12 protein-coding genes and 1 pseudogene are annotated in these 10,886 nt (G+C 67.5%); 2 read left to right on the top strand and 11 right to left on the bottom strand.

The window, feature by feature from the left end:
- Positions 1–13: 13 nt before the first annotated feature.
- A pseudogene (locus PMI01_RS25135) lies at positions 14–355 on the top strand (DUF559 domain-containing protein).
- A gap of 142 nt (positions 356–497) precedes the next feature.
- On the opposite strand, the gene PMI01_RS25130 reads toward PMI01_RS25135, so the two are convergent.
- From PMI01_RS25130 to PMI01_RS25080, 11 genes are all read right to left on the bottom strand, one after another.
- A complete protein-coding gene (locus PMI01_RS25130) occupies positions 498–758 on the bottom strand; it encodes an ATP synthase F1 subunit epsilon (protein ID WP_007676284.1) in 261 nt (86 codons plus the stop codon).
- Positions 758–1,006, bottom strand: coding sequence for a hypothetical protein (locus PMI01_RS25125; RefSeq protein ID WP_007676282.1), 249 nt, complete (start codon positions 1,004–1,006; stop codon positions 758–760). Before PMI01_RS25125 ends, PMI01_RS25130 begins: the two co-directional genes overlap by 1 nt.
- On the bottom strand, positions 1,006–2,646 hold the full coding sequence (atpD, locus tag PMI01_RS25120; protein WP_007676280.1) for a F0F1 ATP synthase subunit beta: 1,641 nt from the start codon (positions 2,644–2,646) through the stop codon (positions 1,006–1,008). The genes PMI01_RS25125 and atpD overlap by 1 nt, the downstream gene beginning before the upstream one ends.
- A 55-nt stretch (positions 2,647–2,701) precedes the next feature.
- Positions 2,702–3,577 (bottom strand): F0F1 ATP synthase subunit gamma, encoded by an 876-nt coding sequence (locus PMI01_RS25115; protein ID WP_007676278.1) that lies wholly within the window; start codon positions 3,575–3,577, stop codon positions 2,702–2,704.
- 7 nt (positions 3,578–3,584) lie between these two features.
- Positions 3,585–4,214, bottom strand: a complete 630-nt coding sequence (locus PMI01_RS25110; RefSeq protein ID WP_007676277.1) for a pseudaminic acid biosynthesis-associated methylase — start codon at positions 4,212–4,214, stop codon at positions 3,585–3,587.
- Positions 4,215–4,223: 9 nt separating this feature from the next.
- Complete coding sequence (atpA, locus tag PMI01_RS25105) at positions 4,224–5,756, bottom strand: F0F1 ATP synthase subunit alpha (RefSeq protein WP_007676269.1); 1,533 nt, start codon at positions 5,754–5,756, stop codon at positions 4,224–4,226.
- Positions 5,757–5,807: 51 nt separating this feature from the next.
- Positions 5,808–6,362, bottom strand: a complete 555-nt coding sequence (locus tag PMI01_RS25100; protein ID WP_007676267.1) for a F0F1 ATP synthase subunit delta — start codon at positions 6,360–6,362, stop codon at positions 5,808–5,810.
- 212 nt (positions 6,363–6,574) lie between these two features.
- Complete coding sequence (locus PMI01_RS25095; protein WP_007676265.1) at positions 6,575–6,826, bottom strand: hypothetical protein; 252 nt, start codon at positions 6,824–6,826, stop codon at positions 6,575–6,577.
- Positions 6,827–6,977: 151 nt separating this feature from the next.
- Positions 6,978–7,304, bottom strand: coding sequence for a CC_3452 family protein (locus tag PMI01_RS25090; protein ID WP_007676263.1), 327 nt, complete (start codon positions 7,302–7,304; stop codon positions 6,978–6,980).
- Positions 7,305–7,588: 284 nt separating this feature from the next.
- A complete protein-coding gene (locus PMI01_RS25085) occupies positions 7,589–8,794 on the bottom strand; it encodes an FAD-dependent oxidoreductase (RefSeq protein WP_007676262.1) in 1,206 nt (401 codons plus the stop codon).
- Positions 8,795–8,867: 73 nt separating this feature from the next.
- Positions 8,868–9,293, bottom strand: coding sequence for a hypothetical protein (locus PMI01_RS25080; RefSeq protein ID WP_007676260.1), 426 nt, complete (start codon positions 9,291–9,293; stop codon positions 8,868–8,870).
- 137 nt (positions 9,294–9,430) lie between these two features.
- On the opposite strand from PMI01_RS25080, the gene PMI01_RS25075 reads away from it, so the two are divergent.
- Complete coding sequence (locus tag PMI01_RS25075) at positions 9,431–10,729, top strand: acyl-CoA dehydrogenase family protein (protein ID WP_007676258.1); 1,299 nt, start codon at positions 9,431–9,433, stop codon at positions 10,727–10,729.
- The last annotated feature ends 157 nt before the right edge of the window (positions 10,730–10,886 follow it).

Raw genomic sequence — 10,886 nt, 5'->3', positions numbered from 1 at the left:
CCAGGCTCTGCCCATGGCCAAGACCGCCAACGCCCGTCGTCTGCGCCGCAACCAAACCCTGGCTGAGAAAACGCTCTAGACCCTCGTGCGCAATCGCCGCCTGGGCAGGTTCAAGTTCCTGCGGCAAGTCTCGATCGACCGTGACTTCGCCGACTTCGTCTGCGAGGCGGCCAAGGTGATCGTGGAACTGGATGGCCCGATCCACGATGGTCGCGAGGTCTATGACAGTCGTCGCACCGAGATCCTGGAGTTGTTCGGATAGGTCGTGGTGAGGTTCCGCAACGAGCAGGTCCTGGCCGATCCTGGTGGAACAGCGGACGACATCCTGGCGGTGCTCCGGTCGGAGAGGGTGTAACCTCTCACCCTCCCACCGCTTCGCGGCGGGCCCCTCCCTCTCTCTAAGAGAGAGGGGTACAGGAGTGTCCGCCCCCAGACGCAAAACGGCCCGGGCGTTTGCGCGCCCGGGCCGTGATGTTCGATACGAAAGCCGAAGGGCCTTAAGCCGCCTCGACCGCGTGTTCGGCCAGGATGGTGAAGCCGTCCGGACCCACGTCGGCGAAGCCGCCCTGGATGTCGAACAGGCGCACGGTCGAACCGTCGCGGACCGTGACCCGGCCTTCGCGCAGGGTGGTCATGAACGGGGCGTGGTTCGGCAGGACGCCGAAGTCGCCTTCCGTGCCCGGGGCGTCGACCTGGTCGACCTCGGCCGAGAACAGCTCGCGCTCGGGCGCGACGAGGGAAAAGTGCAGCTTGGCCATTATTCCACGATCTCCACGGCGCCGAGCGCCGCCTCGATGTCTTCGTCCGTCTGGATCTCGGTCCCGCAGAACGGGCAGAAGCGGATGGTGGCCAGCACGACGCCGGTCTCGCCATCCTCTTCGCGTTGACCCAGGTTGAGCAGGATCAGACCGCTGTCATGCTCGATCAGCGAGGCGTCGGGGTCCGACGACACCGCCTCCTCGAGTTCCTCGCAGCAGAAGTTCACCAGCTCCAGTTCGTCGGTCATCAGGCTTCGCCCGCCAGCTTTTCAGCCTTGGCCACCGCTTCTTCGATCGGGCCGACCATGTAGAAGGCGGCTTCCGGCAGGTGGTCGTACTCGCCGTCCACGATGCCCTTGAACGAGCGGATGGTGTCCTTCAGGGCCACGAAGGCGCCGGGCGTGTTGGTGAACTGCTCGGCGACGTGGAACGGCTGGCTGAGGAAGCGCTGGATCTTGCGGGCGCGGGCGACCGTCAGCTTGTCCTCTTCCGACAGCTCGTCCATGCCCAGGATGGCGATGATGTCCTTCAGCGCCTTGTACTGCTGCAGGACTTCCTGGACCGAGCGGGCCACGTTGTAGTGCTCTTCGCCGATCACCAGCGGGTCCATGATCCGCGAGGTCGAGTCCAGCGGATCGACGGCCGGGAAGATGGCCTGGGCGGCGATGTCGCGCGACAGAACGGTGGTGGCGTCCAGGTGGGCGAACGAGGCGGCGGGCGCCGGGTCGGTCAGGTCGTCGGCGGGCACGTAGATGGCCTGGACCGAGGTGATCGAACCCTTGTTGGTCGAGGTGATGCGCTCCTGCAGGTTGCCCATCTCGGTGGCCAGGGTGGGCTGATAGCCCACGGCCGAGGGGATGCGGCCCAGCAGAGCCGACACTTCGGCGCCGGCTTGGGTGAAGCGGAAGATGTTGTCGACGAACAGCAGCACGTCCTTGCCTTCTTCGTCACGGAAGTATTCCGCGATCGACAGGCCGGTCAGCGCCACGCGGGCGCGGGCGCCCGGGGGTTCGTTCATCTGGCCGTAGACCAGGGCGCAACGCGAGCCTTCGGTCGAGCCGTTGTTGGCCTTCGGGTCGACGTTGACGTTGGACTCGATCATCTCGTGATAGAGGTCGTTGCCTTCGCGGGTGCGTTCGCCCACGCCGGCCAGAACCGAATAACCGCCGTAAGCCTTGGCGATGTTGTTGATCAGTTCCTGCATCGTCACGGTCTTGCCGACGCCGGCGCCGCCGAACAGGCCGATCTTGCCGCCCTTGGTGTAGGGGCACATCAGGTCGATGACCTTGATGCCCGTGACCAGGACTTCAGCCGTGTTGGTTTGCTCGGCGAAGCTGGGAGCGTCACGGTGGATGGTGCGGAAGATGTCCGACTTGATCGGGCCCTGCTCGTCGATCGGCTCGCCGATGACGTTCATGATCCGGCCCAGGGTGCCGGGGCCGACCGGAACGCGGATCGACTCGCCGGTGTCGCGCACGGCCTGGCCGCGGACCAGGCCCTCGGTGGCGTCCATGGCGATGGCGCGGACGGTGTTCTGGCCCAGGTGCTGGGCGACTTCGAACACCAGGCGCTGGCCCGAGGCGATGTTGACGGTTTCCAGGGCGTTGAGGATCGCCGGCAGTTCGCCTTCGAACTCGACGTCGACGACGGCGCCGATGACCTGCACCAGCTTGCCGGTGGCGGCGCCGATGGTGGCGGGCGCTTCCCGGGTCGCGGCGGCGGCGGCCTTGGGGGCGGCCGGCTTCTTGGCGGCGGGCGCCTTCGGAGCGGCGGCGGGGGTCGCGGCGGCGGCCGTCGCGGGAGCGGCGGCGGCCTTGGGAGCGGCGGGCTTCTTCACGGCGGCCGGCTTTTCAGCGGCGGCGGGAGCCTTAGCGGGGGTCTTGGCCATGGCGTTCAGGGTCTTTCGTGCGTCTTCTGCGGGCGTTTTATGATTGGGTTCAGGATCAGACGGCTTCGGCGCCGGAGATGATCTCGATCAGCTCCTTGGTGATCTGAGCCTGACGGGAGCGGTTGTATTCAAGGGTGTAGCGCTTGATCATGTCGCCGGCGTTGCGCGTGGCGTTGTCCATCGCCGTCATCTGGCTGGCGTAGAAGCCGGCCATGTTGTCGAGCAGGGCCGACAGGATCTGGACCGTCAGGTTGCGCGGCAGCAGGGTTTCGAGGATGGCCTCTTCCGAGGGCTCGTACTCGTAGACCGCGCTGGCGCCTTCCGCCGGAGCGCCGCCTTCGACGGTGGCCGGGATCAGTTGCAGGGCGGTCGGGATCTGCTGCACCACCGACTTGAAGCGGCTGTAGAACAGGGTGACCACGTCGACGTCGCCGGCTTCGTACAGCTTGGTGACGAGGTCGGCGATCGGCTGGGCCACCGACAGGGTGAACTGGCGATAGGCCGACAGGTCGAAGTTCTCGACGATGCGGTCGCTGTAGAGGCGGCGCAACTGGGCGGTCGCCTTCTTGCCGACGCAGACGATCTTCACGTCCTTGCCCTCGCGGACCAGGGTGTCGATCCGCTCGCGCGCGGCGCGGACGATCGACGAGGTGAAGCCGCCGGCCAGGCCGCGGTCGGCGGCGGCGACGACGATCAGGTGACGATCCTCGCGGCCGGTGCCGGCCAGCAGCGCCGGAGCGCCGTCGCCGGACACGCCGGCGGCCAGGTTGGCGATCACCGAAGCCAGGCGCCGAGCATAGGGGCGCGCGGCCTCGGCCGCGTCCTGGCTGCGGCGCAGCTTCGCGGCCGCCACCATCTGCATCGCTTTCGTGATCTTCTGCGTCGCCTTGACGCTCGAGATCCGATTGCGCATCTCCTTTAGGCTTGCCATCCGCCTATCAGACCTTCCTAAACAACCACCAGGTGCTGTCGTCCATCACGGTCGTTCTTCTCCAGAAGAACCCGTAATCGACCAACTGCAGATCTGGGAACATATCCATGTAGAGCGAGCCAAAATCGTTCTTGAACAGAAGATCTTGTTCGCCACGGTAGGTAATCGTTTCGGCCTTCGGCGAAAAATACTCGGAGCAGAAGACGTACTTGGAAGCCACGCGGTGCACTTCGCGCATCGTCGCTTCCAGCTGGCTCGGATCGACGTGGATCAGGACGCCGGCCGTGAAGGCCATGTCCACCGCGCCGTCGGCCAGCGGGATGCTGTGCCCGAAACCCTCGAACAGCCGCTCGGCCGGCAGGACGCCGTTCTCGAGCAGCTGGGCGCGGGCCGAAGCGTTGGGCTCGATCGCCCATTGCTCCATGTCCGACACCGCCTGCAGGCCCAGGAGGTTGAGGCCCACATTGGGGCCCACTTCCAGGACGCTTTTCGGCGGAGCGCCGACCATGCGCCGCATCACCTCACCCCAGACCCGCGCACGGCCGCGAACGGCCTCGGCGTTGGCGGCGCTACGTTGCGTGTAGCGGTCGCCAAATTCGCCGGACCATGCGTCCATGGATTTGGGGTGAGCAGCCATCGATCGCCTTTAGGCGAAGGTCGCCGAGAAGCTGTCGAGCACGCTCTTCAGCGTGTTCTCCAGATCCTTGTCGAGGGCCTTCTTGGTGCGGATGCCGTCCAGCAGATCCTTGTGCTGGCTGTGCAGACGGGCCAGCAGCTCGCTTTCGAAGCGACGGACCGACGAGGTCGGGATCTTGTCGAGGTAGCCGCGGGTGCCGGCGTAGATCACGCAGACCTGCTCTTCGACGGCTTGCGGCGCGTATTGCGGCTGCTTCAGCAGCTCGGTCAGGCGCTCGCCGCGGGCCAGCAGCTTCTGGGTGGAGGCGTCGAGGTCCGAACCGAACTTCGCGAAGGCGGCCATTTCGCGATACTGGGCCAGTTCGCCCTTAATCGCGCCGGCGACTTGCTTCATCGCCTTGATCTGGGCCGACGAGCCGACGCGCGACACCGAGATGCCGACGTTCACGGCCGGGCGGATGCCCTGGTAGAACAGGTCGGTTTCCAGGAAGATCTGGCCGTCGGTGATCGAGATCACGTTGGTCGGGATGTAGGCCGAGACGTCGTTGGCCTGGGTTTCGATGATCGGCAGAGCGGTCAGCGAGCCCGAGCCGTTGTCTTCGTTCAGCTTGGCGGCGCGTTCCAGCAGGCGGGAGTGCAGGTAGAACACGTCGCCCGGATAGGCTTCGCGGCCCGGCGGACGGCGCAGCAGCAGCGACATCTGGCGATAGGCGACGGCCTGCTTGGAAAGGTCGTCATAGATGATCAGGCCGTGCAGGCCGTTGTCGCGGAACCACTCGCCCATGGCGCAGCCCGAGAACGGGGCCAGGTACTGCAGCGGGGCCGGCTCCGAGGCCGAGGCCACGACGACGATGGTGTATTCCAGGGCGCCGTGCTCTTCGAGCGTCTTGACGATCTGGGCGACGGTCGAACGCTTCTGGCCGATGGCGACATAGACGCAGTAGAGCTTGGCGCTCTCGTCCTTGCCGGCGTTGGCGGCCTTCTGGTTCAGGATGGTGTCGATGGCGACGGCGGTCTTGCCGGTCTGGCGGTCACCGATGATCAGCTCGCGCTGGCCACGGCCGACCGGGATCAGGGTGTCGATCGACTTCAGGCCGGTCTGCACGGGCTCGTGCACCGACTTGCGCGGGATGATGCCCGGGGCCTTGACGTCGACGCGGCGACGCTCGGTCGAGACGATCGGGCCCTTGCCGTCGATCGGCTCGCCCAGCGGGTTGACGACGCGGCCCAGCAGGCCACGGCCGACCGGCACGTCGACGATCTCGCCGAGGCGACGGACTTCGTCGCCTTCCTTGATGGCCTGGTCCTGGCCGAAGATCACGCAACCGACGTTGTCGCGCTCGAGGTTCAGGGCCATGCCCTTCACGCCGGCCTTCGGGAACTCGACCATTTCGCCGGCCTGGACGTTGTCCAGACCGTAGATGCGGGCGATGCCGTCACCGACGGACAGCACTTGGCCGACGTCCGAAACGGCGGCTTCCTCGCCGAAATTGGCGATCTGCGACTTGAGGATGGCCGAGATTTCGGCGGCGCGGATGTCCATGGCTGTCTTGGGCTCTCTGCGATTTTTATCTTTTGACGCGCTTATAGAGGTTTAGGCGCGCTTCAGGGCGAATTTCAGGGAATCGAGCTTCGAACGGAGCGAAGCGTCGAACAGGCGGGAACCGACACGCACCTTGATGCCGCCCAGGATGGACGGATCGACGCGGGTCGAGATTTCGGGGGTCTTGCCCAGGGCCGTGCTGACGGCGGCGGAGACGCCCTTCAGCTGGGCGGCGGTCAGGGCGCTGGCGGTCACCACCTCGGCGGTGACGACGCCGCGATGGACGGCCGACAGTTCGACGAAGGCGCTGATGGCCCCCATCAGATCGCCGGCCCGGCCGTTGCTGGCCACCAGGCCCAGGAACTTGGCGGTCAGCAGCTGGAACTGGGCCTTGGCGGCGACGGCGGTCAGGCCCTTGGCCTTGTCCTCGGCCGAGAAGGCCGGGCTTTCGATCAGGCGGCGCAGGTCGGAGCTGCCGGCCACCATCGCGCGCAGCGATTTCAGGTCGGCCTCGACCTGGGTCAGCTGCTTGCTCTCGATCGTCAGTTCGAACAGGGACTGCGCATAGCGCTGACCCGCATCCGTCGCCTTGGTTTCGTCCGCCACTTGTTCCGCCCGGTGCGTTTGCAATCGCCGCGAACGAGAAGATTAACCCCCATCCCGGCTTAAAGGCTTGAGCGCGCTCTAGAAAAGCGCATGGACGGCCGGCGCTGACGCGCTGCCCTGTCCGAAGCCGCGCGCCTGATAACACGGGCCCTTCGCAGTCGCAACCAAGGCCGCCACGTAAGGGTGGCCGGGGTTTCGTAAAAGCGGTTCGCCTAAATAGGAGTGACCCTACGGAACACCGCCGAGGCGGCGGCGACCAGGGCGCCGTCGGCGGCGCGGACCTCGGCCTGGGCGAAAACCAGGCTGCGGGTCGAGCGCTCGACCCAGGCCCGGGCGGCCGGGGCGCCCAGCGCGTCCTCGTGGGCCAGGGCGCCGTAGTCGATGGTGATCGAGGTCGGCAGGGCAGCCGGGCCGGCGATGTCGCGCAGGGCGGTTTCAAGCAGGGAAGCGGTCGAAGCGGTCATGGTCAGTCCCTTAGGCCCAAGCTTTCGGCAGATGAAGGGGGCCAAAGAAAAAGGGCGGCGGGACCGGCCCGCCGCCCCATCAGGCGAATGCTCGAGGAAACAGCCGGACGGGGCGAGGGCGCCCCAACGCGTCCGGTTACTGGGGTAGACCCTATTTGGCGGCCACGGCCTTGGCCGCGCCGTTGCAGCGGGTCAGGTCGTCGGCGTCCAGCGACTTGGTTTCGCCGCCGAAAGCCGACACGCGGCCGACTTCCTTGGCCAGCGCCTTGCAGGCGGCGGAGGTCATGGCCCGCGAGGGGGCGGCGGTCGAGACGCACTCGGCGCCTTCGCAGACGAACACGGCGCCGCCGGCGACGATCTTGGTCTTGGCGGCGACGGGGCTTTCCAGCGCGGCGGCGATGCGGCCGTCGGCCAGGGCGGCGCCGGCGAACATGGATACGGACAGGGCGGCGCAAGCCGCCAGGGTGCGGAGCTTCATGATGAGCCCTCCAGCAAAACGGGGGAGTTGTGGAATGATCGATGATCGGCGAAAAGCTGTACTGGTCGCCCGGCCCCGGGGATTGCGGCGCCGGTATCCCCACCGGCGCTTCGGATCCGAACTAAGCACTGCTTAGATATCAGTGTTCAGGAATTGCGCAAGCGAATTTGTTTCGCGTGAGCATTTTTTAATGAGACGGGCCCGTCTCACCGACAGGCGCACCTTATAGTAGCTCGTCATCCCAGGCCTTGCGCCCGGGACCCCGAACTCGAAAGCCGTTGGCTCTACGTGCCGGCGGGCGCTGTCCCGAACAACCCGGCGATCGTGGCCACCGCCGCCTCGGCCTCGGCCCGGTCCGGGCGCTCGTCGGCGACGCCGTAGCCCCACATGTCGCTGTCGCCCACCTGTTGCACGACAATGCCGTCGGGCCGGGGCAGCACCGAGACGTGGCGATAGAAGACGCCGTAGCGGACCTCCGGCTGCGGGGCCAGCCAGGCGATCTGGCCGCGGACCGGGGTGATGGTCTCGTCCTTCCACAGGGCCCGCGCGCCATAGCCGGTGCAGTTGACCACCACCGGCTGCTTCAGCCGCGCCAGGTCGGCCGGGGTGTCGAAGGTCATGGTCTCGATCCTGCCGCCCTCCAGCAGGAAGTCGTTGGTCAGCTGATGGGCCAGGTCGGTGACGTTGAACTGCATCGACGTGCCGTGCCGCACGCGGTCGACCGGGAACGGGTGCTGGCCGGCCGCGAGGTCGTGGAAGCCCGGCACGATGTCGCGCAGCCGCTCGCCATATTCGGCGAAATGCACCGACCCGGGCGGGCGCGGTCCCCGGGGGCTGGTCGCGGCGCCTTCGAGCAGGGTGTAGCGGTCGCTCCACGACACCGGCTCGCCGGGCAGGCCCAGCAGGGTCTGGTAGGTGGCGTAGGAGGTGCGGGCCATTTCCTCCCACAGGGCCGGGAAGCCGGGCGCGACCTTGTCGGCGTCGGCGACGCGGGAGTCCGGCGACCAGGTGCCGGTGGCGCGGAACGAGCGGGTCTGGGGCGTGCGCTCCTTGGCGTAGATCGTCACCTTGGCGCCGGCCCGCTGCAGCAGCAGGGCCGAGGTCAGGCCCAGGGCGCCGCAGCCGATCACCGCCACCTCCTTGGTGCCGCCCTCCAGCGCCTTGCCGGCCGCGATGGTGCTGGAGCCCCAGGACAGCGACCAGCCGCTGCCGCCGTGGCCGTAGTTGTGGACCACGCGCTTGTCGCCGACGGTTTCGACGTCGAGGCGGGGTCCCGCGGCGCGGAACGGGCGCAGGCAGACGGTGATCTTGGTGATGCGGTCGGCGCTCATGCGCAGCGGGGCCAGCGGCGGCACGACGAAGCCGGGCGCCTTGGCGGTGACCAGCGGCCGGGCGCCGCCGGCCGAGACGCATCCGGCCAGGCTGGTCGCGCCCAGGCCGCCCAGCGCCGCCAGCACGGCCCGCCGGTTGCTCGTTCTCGCCTCGGTCATACGCCCCCCTGGGTCAACACCACGCAGGGGAACCTAGCGGGACGATCCCCGCCGCGCCAAGTGTCGAACGCGACTAGAGGTCGAGTATCTTGTCGATGCGGCTCTCGGCCCGGGCGTGGATCCGGCGCTCCTCGACCATGCCTTCCATTCGGGCATAGCGGCCGTTCTTGCCGACCTTGCGGCGAATGGCGTCGGTGTTGACGGCGTGGTCGGGACCGTCGCCGTCCATGGCCTTGCCCATGATCGCCGCCAGTCCGCCGCCGATCAGGGCCGCCGCCAGCGGTCCGACGGCGCCGAGCACGCCCGCGCCGAAGATCGTCTGCAGGTGTTCGATCAGCCGTTCGCGATTGGGCTGGTGGGCGATCAACTGGATGACCAGCAGTTGGCCGCCCTCGACGGCCCCCGCCAGGAACAGGGCGATGGCCACGCCCAGCCATCGCGGCTTGGCGTAGAGACCAAGCGCGGCTCCCAGCACGGCGCAGGCGACCATCATGATCATGGCCGCACTCTAGGACGGCAAAGCTGTTGGTTCGGTTAAGGATCGACGTTCCGTCACGTCAGACTTGGCGACGGATCGTCACAGGTCATACTCGGCCCATAGAGCCCCGAAACGGGGGCGGCCAGGGAGGCGCGGCCATGGATTTCAACCTGCCGCCGGAGCTGACGGCCTATCTGGCGACGCTCGACGCCTTCATCGCCGAGAAGATCGCGCCGCTGCAGGCGCAGCACGACAACGAGCGCTTCTTCGACCACCGCCGCGAATGGGCCCGCACCGACTGGGACGGCGGCGGCCTGCCGCGCCGCGAGTGGGAGGAACTGCTGGGCAAGGCGCGGGGGATCGCCGACGCCGCCGGCCACTACCGCTTCGCCCTGCCCCGCGCCTATGGCGGCCAGGACGGCTCCAACCTGTGGATGGCGGTGATCCGCGAGCACCTGGCGGCCAAGGGCCTGGGCCTGTTCAACGACCTGCAGAACGAGCACTCGATCGTCGGCAACAATCCCTTCGTGCTGATGATCCGCGACTTCGGCCGGCCCGACCAGCAGCACCTGATCCCCGACATGCTGGACCGCCACGCCTTTCGCCCAACCTTCGGCCTCACCGAACCCGAGCACGGCTCGGACGCCACCTTCATGGAGACCCGGGCGGTGCGCGAGACGCACAACGGCCAGGACGGCTGGCGGATCGACGGCGAGAAGATGTGGACCACCGGCATGCACGCCGCCACCCACTGCGCCCTGTTCGCCCGCACCAGCGGCGAGGACGGCTCGGCCAAGGGCATCACCTGCTTCCTGGTCCCCGCCCACGCGCCCGGCGTGAAGATCGAGGAGTACCTCTGGACCTTCAACATGCCGACCGACCACCCGCGGGTCAGCTTCACCAGGGTCTGGGTTCCGGACGCGGCGATGTTCGGGCCCGAGGGCGGCGGCCTGGCCCTGGCCCAGCACTTCGTGCACGAGAACCGCATCCGCCAAGCCGCCTCCAGCCTGGGGGCGGCGACCTTCTGCATAGAAGAGAGCATCAAGTACGCGCGCGCGCGCAAGCCGTTCGGCAAGCCGCTGGCCGAGAACCAGGCCATCCAGTTCCCGCTGGTCGAGCTGTCGACCCAGGCCGAGATGCTGCGCCTGCTGATCCGCAAGACCGCCTGGGAGATGGACCAGATGACCAAGCCGGAGGTCGAGAAGCGGCTCTCCGACAAGGTGTCGATGTGCAACTACTGGTCCAACCGCCTGGTCTGCGAGGCCGCCGACCGGGCCATGCAGGTGCACGGCGGCCTGGGCTATTCGCGCCACAAGCCGTTCGAGCACATCTACCGCCACCACCGCCGCTACCGGATCACCGAGGGCAGCGAGGAGATCCAGATGCGCAAGGTGGCCGCCTGGCTGTTCGGCTACATGGGTCCCCGGAAGGCGACGTTCGCGGAGGCGGGGGTTTAGGGCCCTTCCGGCCGCATCACCTTACCTCTTTCAACCGTCATTCCGGGCCTTGTGCCCGGAACCCCTCTGTCCGCCGCAGGTGCGCAGGTGTGGCGCGCCAGCGCGCCATTGCATTTCACGTGCGGGCTGAACCAGGGGTCCCTGTGTATCGTAGATG

The organism is Caulobacter sp. AP07 (assembly GCF_000281955.1).
Classification (GTDB): domain Bacteria; phylum Pseudomonadota; class Alphaproteobacteria; order Caulobacterales; family Caulobacteraceae; genus Caulobacter.
Note: the sequence above shows the minus strand (reverse complement) of the source record. Positions and strands in the feature narration are given on the sequence as shown.